This window comes from Dysgonomonas sp. HDW5B, assembly GCF_011299335.1.
Lineage (GTDB): Bacteria > Bacteroidota > Bacteroidia > Bacteroidales > Dysgonomonadaceae > Dysgonomonas_A.
The window spans coordinates 2,216,503-2,238,621 of the sequence record NZ_CP049858.1; the positions used below are offsets into that span (position 1 = coordinate 2,216,503).

Sequence of the window (22,119 nt, forward strand, 5' to 3'; positions counted from 1 at the left end):
TTTTTTAGCTTCTTGCTCGTCTGTGTGCTTTGGCTCATATACCCATAATGGGGTGTCGGGTACATAAAATCACAGTACGGAGTTTATTATCACAAATATAGGGGTTATTTTTAGTATTATATTGCTTTTTGTGCTTTTTGAATACTTTTGAAAATTATAGGGTTTAGGCAAAGGGTTGTTTGCCGATTATTAACTATTTTTGTTCGTATTAAAATTCTTTCTTATGAAGAAATCTATATTGCATCTGCCAAAACGTAAACAGGAGGATTTGTATTTTCTTGTGCGTGAGATTACGAAGCGTTTACCTCAGACTGAATTTATTATCTTGTACGGTAGTTATGCCACAGGTAAGTATGTGGTGTATGACGAGCGTGTGGAGTTCGGTATTCCTACTTCGTTTATGTCGGATTATGATATATTGGTGGTAACAAGTGGTATTTCGGATAAGAAGGTGGGAAACTTACTGGATAATATTGACGACCTGTATTATAAAGACCCTGAATCGCAAACGCCTGCACAGTTTATTAATGATGATATTAAAACGTTGAACAGGCAGCTGGAAGAGGGACGGTATTTTTATACGCAGTTGAAACAGGAAGGGATCGTTTTATATGATAGTGGCAGGTTTAAACTGGCACGCAGAAGAAAGTTGAATTTTAAGGAGATACAGCAACAGGCGGAAGAATATTTTAATGACAAGTATCAAAGAGCGATGGGCTTTTTAGATGTTGCAGAATATCTATATAATAAACAAAATTACACTCTATCTTCATTTAATCTACATCAAGCTTCTGAGAATTTTTATTACGCTATTCGCCTAACTTTTACACTGAGAAGTAATAAGCAGCACAATTTATCTAAACTTTCGGCATCGGTTAAACGGCATTCTGATGAACTGGCTAAGGTGTTTCCACGTGATACGCCGGAGGAAAAGAGGCTGTTTACTCTTTTAAAGGATGCTTATGTGGAGGCTCGTTATAATCCTAAGTTCTTGGTGACAAAAGAGGATATTGATGCTCTTTTACCTAAAGTGGAGTTGCTGAGGGATATTACGAAACGGATTTGTGAGGCGAAGATTAGGGAGTATGGGGAGATGGAATGAATAATTTTATATATGTTCGATATTTTTCATGAGCGATGTGCTATTCTTGATAGTGCAACTGTCTTAGAATTTAATACACATTGGGAATCATCAGAATTACACAATGTTATTACAGGGTTATGCAAGGAATGCTACGGTGTTTTTATTTTAGATGACAAAAATATAAAATATCAATTGGCATATTTTAATGGGGAAAGAGAATTAGAAGGAATAGTTTTAGAATTAGATTTCCCTTTTGAAAAAAGAGATAAATTAGTATTTTTCTTTTCTGATTTTTTATCTCATCGTTATAAAAGACTTGATACAATTGATGTTTTTAATACATTTCAACATTATACTCGAAGTATGTTAGAAAGAATCGGACACCTGACTCTTTCTTCTCTGGATATTGAGAAATATAAAGACCGGAATCCCGAAGTTATAGGCGCTTTGGTAATACCTATGATTAATAAGCCAACTTTCTATAAAGATTATTTCGGTAATTTGTATTTAGATGAGATGGCAGGTGATGATGTATGTGTGTATCTCATGCTGAACAAGAACAATAATTATATCAAAATCGGAAAAAGTAAAAAACCGAGATTTAGAGAAAAGACGTTACAAGCTGAAGAACCAGACATAGAAATTATTGCTAGTTGGTTAGCTCCTGCATATATAGAAAAAGAATTGCATTCTAAATTTACAGAAAAAAGAATGCGAGGAGAGTGGTTTGATTTACTTTTTTCTGATTTGAAAATTATTAAAGATAAGATGTCTGAATATATAACTCTGAATAATAAATAAAATAGGGTATTCATCAAATACCCTATTTTATTATCTGTAATTCTGACTATTCATTGTTCTTTGCTCTAACATACCCAACTGGTTTTCTGGATTTTTTTTCCAGTTCCTTTTTACTAGCCAACTCTGTCAAAGCCTGATAGATGTCGTTAAATTGCATATTGGTTTCGATCATAAAGGTTTCAAGCTTTTGATTGAGTTCGGTGTAACCTAATGCAAATTGGCGTAAGGTTACAAATGCTCTGACAATCTGAATATTTACCTCGATAGCTTTTATGCTATTTAATAAGCCAGCAAGCATAGCCACTCCATGTTCTGTAAAAGCATAAGGCAATTTCCTTGTACCTCCCCAACTTGATGTTCCATTTTGGAATATCAAGTCAAACTCGTACTGATTCAGTTGGAACATAAAATCATCAGGAAAACGGTCTAGGTTACGTTTTACAGCTTTATTCAAATTGCTGGTTGTCACTTCATATAATTCAGCTAAGTCTTTATCCAGAATTACCCTAAATCCCCTGATCTCATAAATTTTACTTTGAATAAGTTGCAGTTCCATAATCAGATTATATTTAGGTTAGCAAACTTCTCATCCACGTTCTTAACATCCCTCAAAATAGAACTGTCCAGTACTTTTGCATAATGCTCCGTAGTCCTTGTATTGGAATGCCCCAGTATTTTAGCTACATTCTTTAAAGAAACATTATTGGCTAACATCACTACGGTTGCGCATGTGTGCCTAGCAACGTGAGTCGTCAGCTTCTTACTTATCCCGCATACATCGGCAATTTCTTTGAGGTAACTATTCATGCGTTGATTACTCTGCACAGGAAAAATGATATTCTTCTTTTGACATTCGGGATGGTTCTTATATTTTTCTATTAATTGGCAGGCAGTATTCAGTAAAGGAATATTACACATATTCTTTGTCTTTTGCCTGTTCTTCCTGATCCACATCGAACCGTCATTATCTTTTACCAAATGTTCAGGCTTTAATTGTTGGATATCCGTAAATGCCAATCCAGTGAAACAGCAAAAGGCGAATATATCTCTTACGATTTCCAACCTTTGTATCGGAAACTCTTTTTGAATAAGGGTATCCAGTTCTTCCTTAGAAAGAAATTCGGGGTTTGTTTCATCAAATTTGAAACGGTAGGTTACAAAAGGGTCTTTCTGCATCCAGTCATTACTGAATGCAATACGAGTAATTTTCTTTAGATTCTTTAGTCGGGTAATAGCGGAGTTCTGGGCACAGTTCTTTTCCACTTTAAGGAATACATCAAATTTACGGATAAAAGCTAAATCGAGTTCTTTTAAAGCTATATCGGATAGATTATATTCCGACTTAATAAACTCACTCAGATAACGTGCTGTTGTTTCAAAACGCTGAACGGTTTTATCCACGTAGCCTTTACCTATTAAAGAGCGTGCTTCTGTGTTGTGTTCGGTAAATACCTGAAGGAGGGTTTTTCTTTCTTCCTCGACTCCGAAATACTTATTGCGGACTGTTTCTACTGTAATGTCCCTGCCATCGGATTCCAGTTCCCTGTGGATTTGGAAAATCTTGGAACGGATAGCTTCAATATAAAGGTTGGTTTCGGTGGCAATTCGGCTTTTGCCTTTTGCCCTTCCTCTGGGCTGATCCCATTGGTCGACAGGGATACTGCGTTTAATATAAATCTCAAAATACTGTCCGTTGACAGTGATTCGGACACTGATAGGAGCTTCCCCATTGGCTTTGATTCTGTTCTTTTTCAGGAAAAACAGGACATTGAATGTTTCTTGTTTCATCTCAATACTTTTTTGGTTTAAAATTAATTATAAACCACGAAAGTGCTGCTACGCAAAATATTGTATATCAATGAAAAAGACTTCCAGTCATGGACAAACAGACAGTTATAATCCTGTCCACGATATTGTCTTCGGGAACTGCTCAAAACCGCTGTTTTTTGCTTCTTTTACACAAAAGAAAAAGTCCCGATTTTCATTGAAAATCAGGACTTTACTTCGTTTTTCTTCTTGTTTTTGTGATCCTGCTGGGGCTCGAACCCAGGACCCCATCATTAAAAGTGATGTGCTCTACCAACTGAGCTACAGAATCTACCTATTTGCTTTTCTTTCAAAGCGAGTGCAAAGGTAGTATAATAAATTATATATCCAATAGCATATTGTAAATTTTTGCTAAATTTGTCACTGCTTGATCTTCATCCTAAGGTTTTATAAAGGACGTGGCGGTCTTCCACCACCTCCCGGCGGACCGAACCTGGGTCCAGAATCATTACTCATATCACTCATTTTGGCACCACCTTTGAATATTTGAAAGCGATATATAAAGCTAAACATAAAATAACTTTCTAAAACATTAGTTCTTGATTCGCTTGTAGATTCTGTTGAGAAAGATTGAGATATATTTGTTTTTTGATGTAGTATATCATAAATGCTGAGTTTGAGCGTGCCGTTTTTAGCTTTGAAAACTTGTTTTGATACAGAAGCATTCCATAACCATTCATTCAATTCAAAGCCTTGAGTTGTTCCTGCATTCGCCGAATAATTGAGATCGGTATCCACCACAAAGTTGTATGGTAGATATAATGTCGTATTAAAGGTGCCTCCATAGTTATAAACAGTACGGTCTTGAAGGTTTCCTAAACTGTTATTTGTTGTTGTGTATCTAATGTTACCTCGAAGTCCAAAATCGACCACATCCGATCTGTATTGCAGGCCTAAACTTTCTGCAAGGTTCAGGTTATTTGCCGTATTTCTTAGTGTATCTATATAAGCGTTATTGCGTGCATAACTCATAAAAGACATGGAGTTTATTGAAAACTTTTTGTTTTTTAGAGGTCTGTTCATTATCAGTCGTAAATTTGTACTCCAATTACCATTTATATTGTCAAAAGTGCGTTCTTGCCTACCTCCGGATAGTGTTTTTGTTCGTGAAACGATATCATTTGAAGCAAAATCAAATCCTCCGAATACCATGATTGCACTGGCTTTCTCCGGATTAAATTTTTGATAGCGCATTCTGAACCTATTGCTGAAGGTTGGTTTCAGATTGGGATTACCATAACTTATATTCAATGGATCCGATTCGTCTCTTACGCTCGATAATTGGGTGGTTGTTGGCTGAGTAGTTGACCCTGAATAATCGATACGAAGATTATGTCTTTTATCCCAAAGATAATTAAATTGGGCAACAGGTGCATAGTTGAGAACATTGTTGGATATTTCGGAACTCTCTTTAGGTGTAATAATCCAGTTATTCATTCTGGAAGGTTGGAGCATAACTCCAATTGTATAATTGTATTTTGCTCTTACCGATTTGAAATTGATTCCTATTTCCTGATTTATGAAGTCATTCTTCAGATTTTTTGTTGCTGTAGAGTCAATGATTGTGTAGTTTCCGGAACCATCGTTTCTGAATGTATTTTGATCAGCAACAGAATAATTTTTTCTGAAGCTATAATTAAACTGAATAAAGTTATTTCGACCGATAGGCTCTACATATGACAGATAGGCTCTCCAGTTATGCCCGTTGTTTTTTTGTTTGGTATGTATATCAATGATTGAAATGGAATCAGGTTTGAGATCTTCTCTTGTGGCTTTCTTTGACCAACTGTCGATGTCATTATCCAGATTATTGAAGCCTCCTGACAAACTTAAGCTAACTACTCGTCCTTTTTTGCTTAATTTGCGGCTTATTTCTAGCCTGGCATTTGCCGATCTGGTTTCTCCTTCCGAAAAATAAGTAGAGTTACCCCAGTTGATACTATCATTTACATCTTCATAAGAACTGATGAATTCACTAACATTGGATGTTCTATTTTTACCATATTGCAAATTGGGTGAAAATATGATTTTAGTTAATGAGTCGGGGGTCCACTCGAAACGAAAATCTACTCCATAGTTATCACTTTTGTTTTCGCCCTTATTATTTGTGTTTTGAAATAAATTTCCTTTTGGATTATTGGGTGTGAATCGTTCCACATGTTTTGAGGTTATTACATCATTCTCTGTTCTTCCGGCACGGGTGTTACCTCCCCATTTTAATTTATCGGAAGGAGTCATAGAGAAGTTAAAGCCTCCACTTGTCGATTTTATAATTCCATTTCCACCACCAAAGTTAATTCCACTCGGGCGAAAACCTCGAAATGAATTTCCGGCATTATCAGTGAATCCTTCGTTATTGGTGTTATTTGATCCTCCCATCAATGTAAATTGACTATCATTATGCATATAGTTGGCAATACCACTAACGCCATATCTGTCGTCACTCCCTAATCCTGAAGTTGTACTTCCGTACAACCCCTGTTTCATATTCTTTTTTATGGTTAAATTAATAACGGTTTCATCGTCGCCATCATCAAATCCGGTCATTTGAGCCATATCCGATTTTCTGTCTAAGACCTGTAGTTTATCGACCATTGCTGCGGGAAGATTCTTTGAAGCCACTTTCGGATCATCGCTAAAGAATTCTTTACCATCGACCAGTATTTTCTTAATCTCTTTACCATTGACTGTTATTTTTCCTTCGGAGTCAACTTCAGCTCCTGGCATTTTCTTTAGTAAATCTTCAACAACGGCACTGGGTTGTACTTTGTATGAATCGGCATTATATTCTACGGTATCTCCTTTTATCGCAATTTCGGCGGCTTTGGCTGTTACAACCGCTTCGCTCAACATAATTCCATCGGCACTCAGTAATATATTGTCCATTACAACCGATTTTTTGCTTGCATCAACATTGGTAAAGCTTTCTTTGTAACCTAAATACGATACACTAACAATGTATTTTCCCGGATTCACTGTAATTAAGAACTTTCCGGCATCATCCGTTGCCAGTCCTGTTACATAAGTACTATCCTTTTCTTTTAGAATTCTGATGCTGGCTTGCTCAATAGGACTATTATCGGTCTTATCCAAAACTGTCCCTGTAATTCTGATATTATTTTGTGCAGCAAGAGGTAGTAGTATACATATTGCCATTGCAAATGCGAGCAGAAGTTTTTTCATTGATCAAAAAAGCATTATTGTTGAGAGGTTTTAAACACTATGTATCATAAGACAACAGTTGAGGAGAAAGGTTTAATCGGCAATCTTCTTTTTTTATATTTTTTTGTAGATAATTCGCAATATCATCATATTTACGAATTATTAATTTTTTAGAATCTGCTAAAAGTTTATTTATTAGCTAAATTTGGAGTTTAAACTAATACTGCTTTGTTTACAGGCAGAGTGTTTGTTTGTCCTCTTGTTGTTCTTTGTTAGCAGATGAAGATTATCAGTTCACTCTTATAATTATTGCAGTTATTACAATTAATAATTATTTATGAAGAAGATGATTGGGGGTGCAATGTTGCTTACATTGTGTTTTTCCTGCTCCCACCAGCAGTATGTTGCTACCGGTTTGCAAGCTCAACGATATCCAATTGTGGCGGCAGACTATTCTCAGGCCAATAACGAGATGCAATCTCTTGTAGATCACTATAAGATGAAGCTTGATAATGAAATGAATCAGGTGATAGGTGTTTCGACTCAGGATATGACTTATGGACGTCCCGAAAGTTTGTTGACAAATCTTACCTCGGATGTGATGGAAGCATATGGTAATAAGTATACCGATGATGCCTGTGATTTAGCTTGCATGAATGTACATGGACATCGGGCGAATTTGTCGAAGGGTAATATTACGATTGGTAATATTTTTGAAATATATTCATTTGAGAATACCTTAGTTTTAATCAAGCTAAAAGGACGTGATCTGTTAGATGCTTTTGAGTCTTATGCAAAAATGGGAGGATCGGGTATATCTTCTACAGTTAAATTGCTCATAAAAGATGGAAAGTTAGAAAGTGCAACCGTGAAAGGCTTGCCTGTGGATAAAGATAAAGTATATACAATTATTACGCTTGATTATCTGGCTGATGGTAATGACGGATTAGATGCTTTTAAAAACTCGATTGAAATTATAGAACCCGGATTGACGCTTCGTGATGCTATGATGCAATATGTGAAAGATCAAACGGCAAACGGTAAAGAAATATCATCTGTATTAGACGGGCGAATAATTATTGAAAAATGAGATAGTAAACCTCTTGATTATTAATGCAAAGTTTGAATTACTGTAAAAGATAAAGATTTAAGATGAAATTAAGAAATATATTACTATTCTCACTATTGTTTATAGCGTTGATGGTAAACGCCCAAAAGAAGATTGTGATTTTAGGCACAAATGATACTCACAGCCGAATAGAGCCGATTCCTGAGAATGATAAAAGTTACGGAGGAATGGGAGGCGTTGTTGCTCGTGAAGCTTTTATTGAAGAGATAAGAAAGCAAAATAAGAATGTACTGTTGTTTGATGCAGGAGACTTTGTGCAAGGCACACCCTATTTTAATCTTTTTCATGGTCGGGTTGAGGCTCAGGCAATGAATCTGATGAAGTATGATGCCGGTACATTGGGTAATCATGAGTTTGATTACGGTCTGGATACGCTGAAAATGATTGTAAAGAAGCTAAACTTCCCTATATTGAATTGCAATTACGATTTTTCGAATACGATGCTCAAAGATGATATAAAGCCTTATGTTATATTGAAGCGATTCGGTCTGAAAATAGGAGTCCTGGGAGTCGGTGTAGATCCCGAGGGATTGGTTCAAAAAAATAAATATGAAGGAATGGAGTTTAAGCCAGCTATAAGCAGTGTAAACTTTTATGCTAAAATTCTCAAGGATTCTAAAAAATGCGACTTGGTAGTTTGCTTGTCACACTTGGGATACAATGACGATATAAAGTTGGCGGAGCAGTCTAAAAATGTAGATATTATTATTGGAGGACATTCGCATACTTATATGGAAAAACCCGATATGCGCACAAATCTGGATGGAAAAGAGGTTTTGATTTTCCAAACAGGAAAGAGTGGGGCGTATGTAAATAAAATTGAGGTAGAATTAGATAAAATCAAAAAATAATGAGGAAAGGGATCATTTTTAGTTTTGTGGCATGTATGTTTCTTTCGGTTTTTTCTTCTTTTTCGAAAGAACGGATAGAGCCTTCGATGATGAAAAATGCAGACAAACTGAAAATGCGACAATGGGTTGACTCTGTATATAACCAGATGTCATTAGATGAACGCATCGGGCAGTTAATTATTATTCATGTGAATGGTGATAATGGTGCGGCTAATCGTCAGAAATTGGTCAGTTTAATTAGAGATCAGCATGTCGGAGGTGTTTTATTTTCAAAAGGAACCCCCGAAAATCAGGCTAGGCTTACTAATTTAGCTCAAGAGAACGCCCGTGTACCTTTGATGATGACTTTTGATGGAGAATGGGGTTTGTCGATGCGTTTGGCTAATACCACCCGTTTCCCTAAAAATATGATGCTTGGTGCAGTCAAAAATGATTCCCTTATTTATTATTATGGAAGAGAAGTTGCCCGTCAGTGCCGATTGGCAGGTATACAAGTTAATTTTGCACCTGACATAGATGTAAACAGTAATCCGTCTAATCCGGTAATTGGTATTCGTTCTTTTGGCGAAGACCCCAAGCGTGTAGCTAAACTGGGAGTAGCTTATGCCAGTGGACTTGAAGCAGGAAAAGTAATGGCAGTAGCTAAGCATTTCCCCGGTCATGGTGATACTTCTACTGATTCGCATAAAGTACTTCCTCTGATAGATCATAGCAGAGAGCGATTGGATGATGTAGAGTTGGTACCTTTCAAAAAGTATATTGATGCCGGTTTAGCGAGTGTTATGACCGGACACTTAAATATCCCTGCTTTAGATAATAGTGGAGTTCCAAGCTCATTGTCAAAGCCGATTGTGACAGATTTGTTGCAGAACGAATTAGGCTTTGGTGGCCTTATTTTTACTGATGGACTTGCGATGAAAGGCGTATCTGTAGAAAAAGATATGAGTGTAAGAGCTATTCTGGCAGGTAACGATTTGCTCTTGGGACCTCTAAATGCAAAAAAAGAATACGAGGCTTTGAAGGCTGCTGTGGCGGATGGTATGCTGAGCGATTCTTTGATAAATGTAAGATGTCGAAAGATACTCGAATATAAATATATATTGGGTTTAAATAAATTGAAGCTGGTTGATGTAGATAATCTTTCATCTCGATTAAATACACCTTATGCCGAATGGCTGTGTCGTAAATTGAATGAAGAAGCAATCACCTTGTTGAAAAATGAAGACAAAATTGTTCCTTTAAAATCTTTGGATAAAAAGAAGATTGCAGCAGTCTCTTTAGGTGCACCGCATAACAGCCCCTTTCAGATGACCTTGAGGTTATATGGTGATGTTACCTGCTTTAATGCTATGAGCATTGCCGAATTAAAGAAATTACAACCTGAGTTGAGCCAATATAATACAATATTAGTTTCGGTTCATTCCAATAGAGTTTTTTCAAGTGATGATATTCAAAGTGTTGTAGAAGGAAAAAATAGTGTGATCACTTTCTTTACATCACCCTATAGTATGTCTCGATTCAATAATGTTATAAAAAATACAGATGCTGTTGTTTTAGCTTATGAAAATACCCCATTTGCACAGGAATATGCTGCTCAGGCAATCTTTGGCGGAACTAACATATCCGGAAAATTACCTGTTACGGTAAGGGGGCTTTATGCCGTTGGTGACGGAATAGAAACTGAGAAAACAAGACTGGGCTATAATCTGCCGGAAGAAGTTGGTATAAAATCATCGGATTTAGATCAAATAGAAGCAATAGTAAAGGAGGGCATTGCACAGCAAGCTTTTCCCGGTTGTCAGGTTTTGATAGCTAAAGATGGAGTCGTTATTTACAATCAATCATTCGGATCGTTTGAATATAACCAAGCTCAAGCGGTGACTAATGAAGATTTATATGATCTGGCCTCTATGTCTAAAGCATCGGGAACTATTCCTGCAATTATGAAATTGTATGATGAGAAAAAAATAACCCTTCAATCTCCATTGAGTAAATATGTGCCGCAATTAAGAAATACCGATAAAGAGAATCTGACGATTCGTCAAGCATTGTTCCATGAAACAGGCTTGCCTTCTATTATTCAATACTATATGCCTGCTATAGATACAGATAGTTATGAGGGGAGATTGATTAGTTATAAGCCTTTAGACTCATATCCTGCTCTTATCGATAATGGTGCATGGGCAAGAACTGACTTTAAGTATAAGTCAAATTTGATTTCGGATGTACCTAAACCCGGTTTTTCAAAGAGAATCTCAGAGAATCTATATATAAGCGATAGTTATCAGGATACAATTCTTTATCGTATTGCCGAGAGTAAATTGCGACCTAATAAATCGTACCTCTATAGCTGCTTAAACTTTATGCTTCTCAAAGAAGTGGTAGAGCAGGTGAGTGATAGCGACCTGAATACATTTTTGCAAAATAATTTTTATCGTAAGCTCGGTGCAGTAACAACTACGTATAATCCGTTGACGAAGTTTGATAAGAATATGATTGCTCCTACTGAACAAGATGATTTTTTGAGAAAACAACTGTTACAAGGTTATGTACATGATGAGGGGGCAGCTTTCTTGGGTGGAATATCGGGTAATGCCGGATTATTTTCCAATGCCAATGATTTAGCTAAGCTTTATCAAATGTGGCTCAATTTGGGAAGTTATGGAAGCGAGAAGTATTTAAGTAAGGAAACTACCCGTTTGTTTACTACAGCTAAAAGTCCAAACAGTAGGAGAGGCCTAGGCTTCGATAAGCCCGATCCTAGAAATAACCGTTTGAGTCCAACGGCTCCGCAAGCTCCAATAAGTGTGTATGGACATACGGGTTTTACAGGGACATGTTTTTGGATAGATCCGGACAATAATATGATCTATATCTTCTTGTCTAACAGGGTGAATCCCTCTCGTACACACAAAAAACTGATGACTTTGAATATTCGTCCGCGTATACAATCGGTGATATATAATGCAATGAATAAGTAAAAAAAGTGCGGTAGCACTTGCAGATATAGAAAATTGTTTTACCTTTGCACACGCAATGCGATAATGGTACCATAGCTCAGTTGGTAGAGCAACGGACTGAAAATCCGTGTGTCCCTGGTTCGATTCCTGGTGGTACCACTTCAAAATGATAAAAACGAAAGAGTTACATGAAAATGTAACTCTTTTTTTGTATTTTTAAAGCTGTCTTTGGAGATGCTTAAGGGCAGATTGAATGTAAATTGAATAATTTATGCATCATTATCTATTGAAAGAAATCGCAGAACGCGAACATTTATCAGACCTTGATACTGAATTATGTATGAAATGTTCGGAGTCTGTTTCCGTACTCAAGAATACCATTTTGGAAGAGGCTGGGAAAATTCCTCAGTATCTTTATTATATTGTTTCCGGCTTTATGCGTTTATTTTACTATGACGAAAATGGAGATGAGGCTACCATGCATATTAATTGTCCTCATGGCTTTTTTACAGCTTTCTCTCATTTTTCCAATCAGAGTATTTCTCCTGTAAATGTAGAATGTATAACCGATTGTGAATTGCTTAGGATATCTAAACCCAACTATGACATTTTAATGAAAGAGAGTGTCGTGTGGAAAGACTACAGTTTGTTTGTATTACAGGAATCAATGACTTATCATGAAAACAGATCAAAGGATCTTGCAACTCTTACTGCCGATCAGCGTTATCGTAAGATGATAGAGACTCACCCCGAAATTATACAGAATGTACCACTTCAATATATTGCATCCTTTTTGGGTATGAAGCCCGAAAGTTTAAGCCGAATCAGACGAAATTTGATTACCTAACAAATGTCAAGTAAAAGCAGGTAGTTATTTCCCAATTTTGCAGCATAATAATTAATATACTATATGATGCAAAATAATTTAGTTCTGGTTACCGGAGCAAACGGTCATTTGGGGAATAATCTGGTTAGACTACTTATCGATAAAGGATATAATGTAAGAGCCTCGGTGCGTAATATCAAAAATAGTGAACCCTTTCTAGGATTAGATTGTGAGGTTAAACAAGCCGATATAACGGATAAACAGTCGATGGTTGAAGCTTTACAGGGAGTTGATACTTTTTATGCTGTAGGAGCTGTCTTTAAATTGTGGGCAAAAGATCCTCAAAAAGAAATTTATGATGTAAATATGATTGGTTGCAAGATCATGATTGAAGCAGCCGCTGAAGCAGGAGTGCGCCGTATTGTTTATGTCAGTTCTATTGCTGCACTTGATTATTCTAAATTACCAATAACAGAGGATTCCGGATATAATCCAGATAGGAGAGATATGTATTATAATTCAAAAAATGATGCAGAGAAGCTAGCCTTTAAATTGGCAGCCGAGCATAATATTGAATTAGTCTCGGTTATGCCCAGTGCTATGATTGGTAGTGTTATTGCAGATCGGTTGAGTAATTCCTGTATGATTTTACGTTCGGTTCTAAAAAACGAACTTTCAGTAGAAACCAATGTAGCTCTGAACTGGATAGATGTAAAAGATGTGGCTGAAGGGTGTTATTTAGCAGCAAAGAAAGGACGTAATGGAGAGCGTTATATTCTGGCAAATGAAAAGAGTCTTTCTATTACCGAAACTATGTCTATCGCAAATAATCTTATTCCCGAATTAAAGTTGAAAAGGCCTGTTCGTGTTCCTAAATTTGTACTTTACTCTGTGGCTTGGTTTATGGAGATGAGAGCAAGAATAACAGGAAACCCTCCCGTTTTAACGCCCAAAGAAGTTGGCATGTTTTGGGGATTGATTCCAGATTTTGATATCTCGAAAGCGAGAACCCAACTCGGATTTAATCCTAAACCCGGAAGGGAGGCTTTAGAAAATGCCTTAGTTTATATGTGGAATAGTAAGGATCGGTTTTTAAACTAAAAGTCTATTACTCTTTCTGAGGTGGTATGGGCACCTGCTCTGTAAGCATTACTTTTCCATTTTTGTCATAATATGAACAGAGCATACCCTTTATATCAACTGTCCATTTTTCAACTCCCGAATCTGCCGAATGTTTGCAAAAAGTCATATAATTAGTCTGCCCCTGCTGGTGAATCGCTAAAGCATGTTGTAGTCTTTCAGTATCCCTTTCTTCAGCAATGTGTAGCTCTGGATACTTGGGATCAGAGGTAAGTTGAAAGTTGTCTTTCCCAGAATAAACGGTGTGTCCGTCATTCACGTAAATAGTATAACTTATTACTCCCAATTCAATCAGTTCCTGTATGTAATGGGGAAAGTCTGCACCACTTTTTACTTTGGCATGAATCTCTTCTATTGCATGAATTGTAAACATAATCTTATCGATTTAGATTGTCCGTTTTAATTGATTACTAAATGAATATATGATATTAATAGCCTACTATTAATATAACATTCGTATTTCGTCTTTGTTTATGATTTGATCGGTTTTGTGAGTATCAGTTGGTTAAATCTGATTGGTCTGAAAAGAGGACTGTTTAGGACTCTTCAGTTTCTTGATTGGGAGATGATGATACGGCATGAATACCCGGTTCAGAAGTCTCAGATAAAGATAATTCAAGTTCTTTTTCTTTTAGAATGAAGATACTCTTGATAAACTCTTTATCCATATTGATCTTATCCAAAGCTTCTTCTGCAGCCCTTTGCTGCGATTCTTTCTTTGAATAGCCACGACCTGTACCCGATTCTTGATCGTATATGTCAACAGCCGTATAGAATATCGGATTATTATTGTCGTCTGTAAATGATTCGATGAGTCTGAATTCAATTGGAATTTTATTTTTTTGACTCCATTCAATCAGACGTGATTTGAAGTTTACTTCTTGTTGGGCAACCGTTTCAATATTCAGGTGTTCAACGATAAGCCTTTCATGTACAAATTTTTTGGCAATACGGTAGCCTTGATCAAGATAAATCGCACCGATTAATGCTTCGAGAGCATTACCATACATGTGCGTTTTGTGATTGCCGGTTTTTGCAGAAGATTTTATAAGGCGATCCAGTCCTAAGTTGAGTGCTAATTTGTTTAAAGTTTCGCGCTGAACAATCTTCGACCTCATATTGGTAAGGAAGCCTTCTTTCTTGTATTCGAATTCCTTAAATACGATATCAGCTACTATTGCATCGAGAATGGCATCTCCTAGAAACTCGAGACGCTCATTATTGATCCATCTTCCGTCTTTCAGTTTGATAGACGATGATTTATGCAATAATGCTTGCTCATACAATGTTATATTGTATGGATAGAAATTTAGTATCTTATAAAACGAAACATAAGGCTCTTTCCCTTTTTTAGGAAGAAGCCTTATATTTCGATATAGTTTCTTAAGCACTTACTTATTAAACTTCTTTACGATTACACATGCATTGTGTCCACCAAAACCAAATGTATTTGATAAGGCAGCTCTGACTTCTCTTTTTTGAGCTTTATTAAATGTCAGGTTCAATTTGTAATCAATTTCGGGATCTTCATCACCTTCAGTGAAGTTGATCGTTGGAGGTACGATATCATTTTGTACAGAAAGTACACAAAATAAAGACTCCATTGCTCCGGCTGCACCAAGAAGGTGTCCGGTCATTGATTTTGTTGAACTGATATTCAGTTTATAAGCTGAGTCGCCAAATATTTCTTTGATAGCTTTGATCTCCGAAGGATCGCCCACAGGTGTAGATGTTCCGTGAACATTTACATAGTCGATATCCTCAGGTTTCATGTTTGCATCCTCAAGGGCTGCTTTCATTACAATCTTAGCTCCAAGTCCTTCCGGGTGAGATGATGTCAAGTGATAAGCATCAGCCGACATTCCTCCACCTACAACTTCTGCATATATCTTAGCTCCTCGAGCTAATGCGTGTTCTAACTCTTCGAAAATAAGACAAGCCGATCCTTCTCCCATTACAAATCCATCGCGGCTGGCGCTAAACGGACGTGATGCTGTTTCCGGAGAATCGTTTCTTGTCGACAGAGCAGTCATTGCGTTGAATCCGCCAATAGCCGATTCGCAAATAGTGGCTTCTGCGCCACCAACTACCATTACGTTTGCTTTACCTAAGCGAATAATGTCAAAAGACGAAATTGCACTGTGGGTAGATGATGCACAAGCCGAAACTGTTCCGAAGTTAGGTCCGCGAAGACCATGTCTCATCGATATGTGTCCCGATGCAATATCAGCAATCATTTTAGGTATAAAAAACGGATTGAATTTAGGTCCCATTTCCTTATTTTGGAAATAATATCCGACCTCTTCTTCAAATGTTTTTATACCACCTATTCCGGCAGATACAATTACACCAATTTTATCACAATCTTCAGTTTCGAACTTAAGTCCAGAATCAGCAATTGCTTCTTCTGATGCAGCTATAGCCAACTGCGTATATCTGTCGCACTTACGTGCTTCTTTTCTGTCAAGATATTTCGCCACGTCAAAATCTTTCACCTCACAGGCAAACTGTGTTTTGAATTTCGACGCATCAAATTGAGTAATGGGTCCAGCTCCACTAACTCCGTTGATTGCATTGTTCCATGTGGTTTGCACATCGTTGCCCAGCGGTGTTACTGCACCTAAACCCGTTACTACTACTCTTTTTAATTCCATAAATTATTTGTGGAAATTTTTATTTTGCGTTAGCTTCAATATAAGAAACTGCGTCTCCTACTGTAGAAATTTTTTCAGCTTGATCATCTGGAATAGAAATACCGAATTCTTTTTCAAATTCCATGATAAGTTCTACTGTATCAAGTGAGTCAGCTCCTAGATCGTTTGTAAAACTAGCAGCATTTGTAACTTCTGTTTCTTCAACACCTAATTTATCAACGATAATTGCTTTAACTCTTGATGCTACGTCAGACATAACTTTTTGATTTTAATGAATAATTAAATTTTATTTCTAATTTTGTCGATGCAAAGTAAGCGTATTTTATTAATACGAAACAAATATTTTGGACAGAAAATTCGTTAAAACTGCACATTTCTTCTTTTTGTGTGCAAAGTCAATTAAAACCCGTTTATGGTCAATATAGCTATTTTCGCTTCCGGATCCGGCTCTAATGCTGAGAATATTAGCAATTATTTTAAGAATAAAGAGGGCGCTTCAGTAAGGCTGATTATATCGAATAAAGCAGATGCTTTTGTGCATAAGAGAGCAGAAGTTTTAGGCGTAAAATCGGTAACTTTTTCTAAAGATGACTTTGAAAAGACCGATTTGGTTCTTGATTGTTTAAGAGAAAATCAGATAGATTTCATTGTTTTGGCAGGTTTTTTATTGAAAGTACCTCAAAATTTAATTGATGCCTACCCTCAGAGAATAGTAAATATTCATCCTGCTTTATTGCCTAAGTTTGGCGGAAAAGGTATGTATGGTGATAATGTTCACAAGGCTGTTGTTGCTGCTCGAGAATCCGAATCGGGAATAACAATTCACTATATCAATGAGAACTATGACGAAGGAAATATCATTTTTCAGGCCAAATGTGAAGTTTTGTCGGATGATACATTTCAAAATGTAGCCGAAAAGGTTCATCAATTGGAATATCTTCATTTCCCTCCTGTAATCGACTCAGTAATAGCTGAATTAAGTAAAGGCTGAAATTTATTGGTATATTTTATAGTTGCAACAATCTATATTTGTTATACTTGCCAAAGCTATAAAAAGGTCTGTGACCTTATAATCTCAAAATGAAAAAAGAGCGAAAAGTGATTCACTTTTCGCTCTTTCGTTATATTATAGAGTATCTTTTTAATTATCGTATTTTACCTCATACCATACTTCTCCATTTGGATTTCCTGATACAGTATTTCTGGTGCGTACTTCTTTATTAATTATTTCTTTCTTTCTAAGTCTGTTTACTTCGATCTTGTCTACTTCTTTTCCGTTGATGAAGTAGGTAGGCTCATGTCCGAATTCCGAAGTCTCTTCGTCCACTACGTTTGTTATGTTTGTTGTAGTATTGTCTGAATTATTGTTGGTATAAGATGGGTTTGTTGCCGGCTTCTTTCTTAATGTGGCACGACCGGCTCCGCCGGATAAGCGTGACGACATAGAACCTGCACTTGTTGTTTGTGCTTGTTCTTTTCGAAGGTCCTCGAGTAATGCTTCTACTGCTAATGCAGCTTCTTCCATTGTTTTGTACTGCGGTGTATATTTTTTGTTAAACACCGATGTCTTTTTTGAGGTAGTCTTTGTTTGAGCCGTTTTATTTGCTTCTTTGCTGATCTGATTGTTGTTTGTATTCACCTTGGTAACGGTTACATTATCAGAATGTTCTTCGTTTGCTAATGTAATTGGTGAATTTTTAATCGCAGTAGATCTTGTCCCCACTTCTGTATTTGTTTCAGTAGCATTATTGCTTGCAGATTCTTTATGGCTTAAAACCTCTGTTGGTTTTAACGCCTCTTTTCGTATAATGCTAGATCTTACAGGAGCTTTTTCTTGCGTTGCTGCTTCTGTTCTGATTGGCTCTGCTGATGAAACGATTCGCGTACTCAACGGTTTTTCGATAGGAGTGATTTTTGTATCTTCACTATCATCTTTTATTAGGTAATTACTTTCGCTTTCTTCAGTTTTAACATTCTGAGGAGTGGAGGTAGTATGGGATGTTGTATCAGCTGGGGTTTCTTCTTCTTTTTGAGTTGTTGAACTCCCTTGAGTTTGATAAACGACTAATCCATCGTCGTTTATGTAAAATGTATTTAGTGATTTGAACTGATTTTCAAGACGTTTTTTTTCATTCTCGTCAATTTTAGTACTGCGAGAATCCCTGTTGGGGCTTTGTGCAAAAGCATATGATGCTATGGAAAGCAGAACTATTGTTACTGAGAGTTTCATCTTCTTATTCATTTCTGTTAAAAAAAGAGCATTCGTTTCGATCCATCTAACCGGATTCTTTGCTAAGGTATGCTTCAAAAACTATACGCTTTAGTTATTCTTAGAGCCTACAAATTTAACACAAATCTTTGAGATAAAAAATAGAAAAGTGTTAACCCCGTGAAAATGTGTCAATTTCGTCTTTGCTTATACCACACCTGACTTGAGTTGATTATATTTTGCCAAAGTATGTAGGCTCCCGGTCCGATTGATGCAATTGGGTTCAGGTAAGTTTGTGCCATCCAGATCGAAAGTATAGTGTTTTTCTGTCCTAATCCCTGTCCTCCTGCGATAGTGTCGCTATATCGCCGTCCTAACAGCCTTCCAATGTAGAATTGTACAATGCAAATTATTAGGGTTAATCCGAAAATTATTAGTGATGTTTGAACGTGATTACTACCTTCGAGCAGTAGAAAATTAACAGTTCGGGCAGTTACTATCATTAAGGCAATATTCCATAAATAAAATGAATAAGACTGAGATGTCTTTATTTTATGATGAGTTTTTGGTGATATTTTCCCTAAGAGAATAGCCAAAAAGAACGGTAGCATTAATAATACGAATACCCGCAGTGTAATTTCTTGTAATTCTTCCCGGAAGGAAAAACCCGAATGTCCTCCTATTATAGTAAACAATAGTGGTGCAACCACGGCAACAGTAAGGTTGCTAAGTAAACTGAAAGCGGTCAGGCTGGCGGTATTACCCCCAAGCATGCCCGTAATGACAACAGCCGAAGTGGCAGTAGGTGCTAAGATGCAAATCATTGCACTTTGGGCAATAATGGGATCTATACCGCGTATGGCGAGGTATGCGCCGATACTTCCTAACAGTTGAATTGCCAAAAGCCATAGGTGCAGCATCGAGAACCTAACTGATCTGATGGATATATTGGTATATGTAATAAGCAGCATAAAAAAGATGAGGTAAGGGGTCAAAAATGATAACTCCGATAAATAGGAGTAAAATAAGGCTCCTGTAATCATTGATATGGGCATCATATATGATTTGATCTTTCTCAACTTTTTTCTCGTTATTTTAGTTCGATACAAAGATAGGTTTAAATATTTCTTTTAAATAAAAAAATGCCCGAACGATTCTGTCGGGCATTTTTTAAGTTGGAATACTCGTCAAAGTAATAAAAAGGTCTGTGACCTTAATCAAAAGATTAGTGATTTTTATTTATAAGAGAACCATTTAATAAGTTCTTTGATAGTTGGTTTTTTTCCATACATAAGGATTCCTACACGGTAAATTTTTGCCGCAAACTTTACTACAAAGAAAATACTTACATATAATATGACTATAGATAGGATTTTTTCCCATAAAGGAATTTCGAAAGGTATACGCACCATCATTACGATAGGAGATGTCAGTGGTATCATTGAGCACCAGAAAGCAAGTGGGCCATCCGGATTTTGTAGGCTATATATGCCTACATAAAAAGAAAACATAAATATGAGCGTTATAGGCATAACAAACTGTTGCGTATCTTGTGCATTATCTACTGCTGCACCGAACATGGCGAAAAGCGATGCATAGATAAGATATCCTCCGATGAAAAGAAGTAAGAAATAGATAATGATTTCGATCCAGTTTATCGAAAATAGCATCTGTATATTACCTAGTTGAGAAGATATATTCTGGATATCGGCAGCCGGAAATAGAGTGTTTTTTAGTCCCAGGATAATTGCAAAGATTCCAAACCAAATGAATAGCTGAGTAATACCGGTAAGTCCTATTCCGATGATTTTACCCATCATCAGATCGAAAGGACGTACCGACGAAATCATAACTTCGACAATGCGATTGCTTTTTTCTTCAACGACTCCCTGCATAACCATTGTTCCGTACATAAGTATAAACAGATACATGATGAATGTGAAAATACCTCCGACAGCCGCTGCAATATCAGTAGATGTTTCTTTCTCCGAGCCATCCTCACTCCATCTCAGTGTTGTTACTTTTATATTTCCTGAGGTCTCAATAACATGGCGTATATCAACCATTACTTGGGTACCTATATCTGCCTTTTGTGCCAGAAGATTTATTTTGTCTGATTTTACAATCTCCGAAAGCGTATTGTTGATATAGCCTTGTAGATCTAAAGGAACTTGTTTTTCGGAAACAAAAGTCGCAGCAGCAGAGTTTTCTGTTAAGTCGCCGGTTATTTCGAGTATTCCGAATAAGTCTTTTCCTACTTTCGTTTTTAAATTATCCTCCTGATTACCTCCTACTATTTCGAATGTGTAATGATCGAATGATTTTAAGTGAGAAGCATATCTTCCGGTGTTATCAATTACCGCTATCCGTTTGGTCTCAGAATCTTTTATGTTTGATAACAACAGGGGAACAAATACTAATGCAGCCATAAGAAGTGGCATTAAGATGGTGAGTACCACAAATGACTTCTTTTTTATTCGTGAAAGATATTCTCTCTTTATTATAATACTTAATGCGTTCATAGTGCTGTAACTGTTTGAATAAATATTTCGTTCATAGATGGCAGTTCTTCCTCAAAAGAGAGTACTTCGTATTTGTTGGTGATTTCCCTGAGAATTTCGGAGTTAGTTGATTGTGCTGATTTTTTGATTCTTACTTTGGTAGTTTCAAAATTAGACTCTTTAGACTCCAACAAAAATAATTCGGAAGGGAGTTTAAAATCGTTTCCACTTACAGTGACGGTGAAAACGTGTTTTTTGTATTTGTTTCGAATCTCCTTCACATTTCCCTGTAATACGACTTGCGATTTATTGATGAGTGTAATTTCGTCACAAAGGGCTTCGACCGACTCCATGTTATGGGTTGAAAGAATAATTGTTTTTCCTTTTTCTTTCAATTCGAGTATTTCCTTCTTTAATAGTTCGGCATTAACAGGATCGAATCCGCTGAAAGGTTCGTCCAGTATCAGTAATTCAGGATCGTGAATCACTGTCGTTATGAACTGTATTTTTTGTTGCATACCTTTTGACAGCTCTTCGACTTTTTTATCTTTCCATGAAGTAATGTTGAATTTCTCAAACCATTCATCTATTCTTCGGTTGGCTTCGTGTTTTTTTAACCCCTTAAGCTCGGCTAAGAATAAAGCATGTTCTTTTACTTTCATCTTTTTATAGAGACCTCTCTCTTCGGGAAGATAGCCGATATTATATATATCGGAAGGAAGGGATGCTCTGCCATTGAGGAAAACTTCACCGCTGTCGGGTGCTGTAATTCGGTTTATGATCCGTATCAGAGTTGTTTTCCCGGCTCCGTTAGGACCCAGTAACCCATAGATTTTACCCTTGGGTACTTGTATGCTTACATCGTTGAGTGCTCTATGGCTTGCATATTGCTTAATTATATTTCTGGCTTCTAGGTATATCATATTTTGTTAAGGTGTTGTTTCTATATAATTAGTGGTACGTTCTGTGAAAAAA

General features: G+C 36.6%; 19 protein-coding genes and 2 tRNA genes. 9 read left to right on the forward strand and 12 right to left on the reverse strand.

Translation table 11 applies throughout. The features are described 5' to 3' along the window. The first annotated feature begins 223 nt into the window (after nucleotides 1-223). Nucleotides 224-1,102: a HEPN domain-containing protein gene (locus tag G7051_RS09005; RefSeq protein ID WP_166199732.1), complete on the forward strand. Its 879-nt coding sequence runs from the start codon at nucleotides 224-226 to the stop codon at nucleotides 1,100-1,102. Nucleotides 1,103-1,114: 12 nt separating this feature from the next. Continuing rightward, on the forward strand, nucleotides 1,115-1,885 hold the full coding sequence (locus G7051_RS09010; protein ID WP_166199735.1) for a GIY-YIG nuclease family protein: 771 nt from the start codon (nucleotides 1,115-1,117) through the stop codon (nucleotides 1,883-1,885). Between the two features lie 46 nt (nucleotides 1,886-1,931). Here G7051_RS09010 and G7051_RS09015 read toward each other — a convergent pair whose 3' ends face one another. The 4 genes from G7051_RS09015 to G7051_RS09030 all read right to left on the reverse strand — a co-directional run bounded on the left by G7051_RS09015 (nucleotide 1,932) and on the right by G7051_RS09030 (nucleotide 6,895). Further along, nucleotides 1,932-2,441, reverse strand: coding sequence for an ORF6N domain-containing protein (locus G7051_RS09015; RefSeq protein ID WP_166199737.1), 510 nt, complete (start codon nucleotides 2,439-2,441; stop codon nucleotides 1,932-1,934). A gap of 2 nt (nucleotides 2,442-2,443) precedes the next feature. After that, nucleotides 2,444-3,673 carry a site-specific integrase gene (locus G7051_RS09020; protein ID WP_166199739.1) on the reverse strand — a complete coding sequence of 410 codons (1,230 nt, stop codon included), beginning with the start codon at nucleotides 3,671-3,673 and terminating at the stop codon, nucleotides 2,444-2,446. 237 nt (nucleotides 3,674-3,910) lie between these two features. Continuing rightward, nucleotides 3,911-3,983, reverse strand: a tRNA-Lys gene (locus G7051_RS09025). Between the two features lie 116 nt (nucleotides 3,984-4,099). Then, nucleotides 4,100-6,895 carry a TonB-dependent receptor gene (locus G7051_RS09030; RefSeq protein ID WP_255493158.1) on the reverse strand — a complete coding sequence of 932 codons (2,796 nt, stop codon included), beginning with the start codon at nucleotides 6,893-6,895 and terminating at the stop codon, nucleotides 4,100-4,102. 316 nt (nucleotides 6,896-7,211) lie between these two features. On the opposite strand from G7051_RS09030, the gene G7051_RS09035 reads away from it, so the two are divergent. The 6 genes from G7051_RS09035 (at nucleotide 7,212) to G7051_RS09060 (ending at nucleotide 13,741) form a co-directional block, all read left to right on the forward strand. Beyond that, nucleotides 7,212-7,964 carry a 5'-nucleotidase C-terminal domain-containing protein gene (locus tag G7051_RS09035; RefSeq protein WP_166199741.1) on the forward strand — a complete coding sequence of 251 codons (753 nt, stop codon included), beginning with the start codon at nucleotides 7,212-7,214 and terminating at the stop codon, nucleotides 7,962-7,964. A 62-nt stretch (nucleotides 7,965-8,026) separates the two neighbouring features. After that, the gene (locus tag G7051_RS09040) at nucleotides 8,027-8,854 is read left to right on the forward strand and encodes a bifunctional UDP-sugar hydrolase/5'-nucleotidase (RefSeq protein ID WP_166199743.1); all 828 of its coding nucleotides are present in this window, start codon (nucleotides 8,027-8,029) and stop codon (nucleotides 8,852-8,854) included. After that, nucleotides 8,854-11,835: a glycoside hydrolase family 3 N-terminal domain-containing protein gene (locus tag G7051_RS09045; protein WP_166199745.1), complete on the forward strand. Its 2,982-nt coding sequence runs from the start codon at nucleotides 8,854-8,856 to the stop codon at nucleotides 11,833-11,835. Before G7051_RS09040 ends, G7051_RS09045 begins: the two co-directional genes overlap by 1 nt. 65 nt (nucleotides 11,836-11,900) lie before the next feature. Continuing rightward, nucleotides 11,901-11,973, forward strand: a tRNA-Phe gene (locus G7051_RS09050). Nucleotides 11,974-12,085: 112 nt separating this feature from the next. Beyond that, nucleotides 12,086-12,661 carry a Crp/Fnr family transcriptional regulator gene (locus tag G7051_RS09055; protein WP_166199747.1) on the forward strand — a complete coding sequence of 192 codons (576 nt, stop codon included), beginning with the start codon at nucleotides 12,086-12,088 and terminating at the stop codon, nucleotides 12,659-12,661. A gap of 63 nt (nucleotides 12,662-12,724) precedes the next feature. Further along, nucleotides 12,725-13,741, forward strand: a complete 1,017-nt coding sequence (locus G7051_RS09060) for an NAD-dependent epimerase/dehydratase family protein (protein WP_166199749.1) — start codon at nucleotides 12,725-12,727, stop codon at nucleotides 13,739-13,741. Between the two features lie 7 nt (nucleotides 13,742-13,748). On the opposite strand, the gene G7051_RS09065 is transcribed toward G7051_RS09060, so the two are convergent. The 4 genes from G7051_RS09065 to G7051_RS09080 form a co-directional block, all read right to left on the reverse strand. Next, nucleotides 13,749-14,153: a DUF1398 domain-containing protein gene (locus tag G7051_RS09065; RefSeq protein WP_166199751.1), complete on the reverse strand. Its 405-nt coding sequence runs from the start codon at nucleotides 14,151-14,153 to the stop codon at nucleotides 13,749-13,751. A 163-nt stretch (nucleotides 14,154-14,316) separates the two neighbouring features. Next, nucleotides 14,317-15,171, reverse strand: coding sequence for a ribonuclease III (gene rnc, locus G7051_RS09070; protein ID WP_166199753.1), 855 nt, complete (start codon nucleotides 15,169-15,171; stop codon nucleotides 14,317-14,319). Next, the gene (gene fabF / locus G7051_RS09075; protein WP_166114048.1) at nucleotides 15,172-16,434 is read right to left on the reverse strand and encodes a beta-ketoacyl-ACP synthase II; all 1,263 of its coding nucleotides are present in this window, start codon (nucleotides 16,432-16,434) and stop codon (nucleotides 15,172-15,174) included. It abuts the gene before it with no gap. 19 nt (nucleotides 16,435-16,453) lie between these two features. After that, entirely contained in the window at nucleotides 16,454-16,690 is a 237-nt protein-coding gene (locus G7051_RS09080) for an acyl carrier protein (protein ID WP_050710464.1), read from the reverse strand. A gap of 156 nt (nucleotides 16,691-16,846) precedes the next feature. Between G7051_RS09080 and G7051_RS09085 the strand changes: the two genes are divergently transcribed. Then, complete coding sequence (locus G7051_RS09085) at nucleotides 16,847-17,425, forward strand: phosphoribosylglycinamide formyltransferase (RefSeq protein WP_166199755.1); 579 nt, start codon at nucleotides 16,847-16,849, stop codon at nucleotides 17,423-17,425. Nucleotides 17,426-17,575: 150 nt separating this feature from the next. On the opposite strand, the gene G7051_RS09090 is transcribed toward G7051_RS09085, so the two are convergent. The 4 genes from G7051_RS09090 to G7051_RS09105 form a co-directional block, all read right to left on the reverse strand. Then, on the reverse strand, nucleotides 17,576-18,742 hold the full coding sequence (locus G7051_RS09090; protein WP_166199757.1) for a hypothetical protein: 1,167 nt from the start codon (nucleotides 18,740-18,742) through the stop codon (nucleotides 17,576-17,578). Nucleotides 18,743-18,834: 92 nt separating this feature from the next. Then, nucleotides 18,835-19,722, reverse strand: coding sequence for a bile acid:sodium symporter family protein (locus G7051_RS09095; RefSeq protein ID WP_255493160.1), 888 nt, complete (start codon nucleotides 19,720-19,722; stop codon nucleotides 18,835-18,837). Between the two features lie 156 nt (nucleotides 19,723-19,878). Beyond that, nucleotides 19,879-21,165 (reverse strand): ABC transporter permease, encoded by a 1,287-nt coding sequence (locus G7051_RS09100; RefSeq protein WP_166199759.1) that lies wholly within the window; start codon nucleotides 21,163-21,165, stop codon nucleotides 19,879-19,881. After that, on the reverse strand, nucleotides 21,162-22,067 hold the full coding sequence (locus tag G7051_RS09105; protein ID WP_166199761.1) for an ABC transporter ATP-binding protein: 906 nt from the start codon (nucleotides 22,065-22,067) through the stop codon (nucleotides 21,162-21,164). Before G7051_RS09105 ends, G7051_RS09100 begins: the two co-directional genes overlap by 4 nt. Nucleotides 22,068-22,119 lie beyond the last annotated feature (52 nt).

What these genes read in the sequence shown, in the direction of transcription:
- G7051_RS09005 (WP_166199732.1), top strand. Translation starts at nt 224, where the DNA reads ATGAAGAAATCTATATTGCATCTGCCAAAACGTAAACAGGAGGATTTG.
- G7051_RS09100 (WP_166199759.1), bottom strand. Translation starts at nt 21,165, where the DNA reads ATGAACGCATTAAGTATTATAATAAAGAGAGAATATCTTTCACGAATA.
- G7051_RS09020 (WP_166199739.1), bottom strand. Translation starts at nt 3,673, where the DNA reads ATGAAACAAGAAACATTCAATGTCCTGTTTTTCCTGAAAAAGAACAGA.
- G7051_RS09035 (WP_166199741.1), top strand. Translation starts at nt 7,212, where the DNA reads ATGAAGAAGATGATTGGGGGTGCAATGTTGCTTACATTGTGTTTTTCC.
- G7051_RS09030 (WP_255493158.1), bottom strand. Translation starts at nt 6,895, where the DNA reads ATGAAAAAACTTCTGCTCGCATTTGCAATGGCAATATGTATACTACTA.
- G7051_RS09015 (WP_166199737.1), bottom strand. Translation starts at nt 2,441, where the DNA reads ATGGAACTGCAACTTATTCAAAGTAAAATTTATGAGATCAGGGGATTT.
- G7051_RS09010 (WP_166199735.1), top strand. Translation starts at nt 1,115, where the DNA reads ATGTTCGATATTTTTCATGAGCGATGTGCTATTCTTGATAGTGCAACT.
- fabF (WP_166114048.1), bottom strand. Translation starts at nt 16,434, where the DNA reads ATGGAATTAAAAAGAGTAGTAGTAACGGGTTTAGGTGCAGTAACACCG.
- G7051_RS09065 (WP_166199751.1), bottom strand. Translation starts at nt 14,153, where the DNA reads ATGTTTACAATTCATGCAATAGAAGAGATTCATGCCAAAGTAAAAAGT.
- G7051_RS09080 (WP_050710464.1), bottom strand. Translation starts at nt 16,690, where the DNA reads ATGTCTGACGTAGCATCAAGAGTTAAAGCAATTATCGTTGATAAATTA.
- G7051_RS09085 (WP_166199755.1), top strand. Translation starts at nt 16,847, where the DNA reads ATGGTCAATATAGCTATTTTCGCTTCCGGATCCGGCTCTAATGCTGAG.
- G7051_RS09105 (WP_166199761.1), bottom strand. Translation starts at nt 22,067, where the DNA reads ATGATATACCTAGAAGCCAGAAATATAATTAAGCAATATGCAAGCCAT.
- G7051_RS09045 (WP_166199745.1), top strand. Translation starts at nt 8,854, where the DNA reads ATGAGGAAAGGGATCATTTTTAGTTTTGTGGCATGTATGTTTCTTTCG.
- G7051_RS09055 (WP_166199747.1), top strand. Translation starts at nt 12,086, where the DNA reads ATGCATCATTATCTATTGAAAGAAATCGCAGAACGCGAACATTTATCA.
- G7051_RS09060 (WP_166199749.1), top strand. Translation starts at nt 12,725, where the DNA reads ATGATGCAAAATAATTTAGTTCTGGTTACCGGAGCAAACGGTCATTTG.
- G7051_RS09040 (WP_166199743.1), top strand. Translation starts at nt 8,027, where the DNA reads ATGAAATTAAGAAATATATTACTATTCTCACTATTGTTTATAGCGTTG.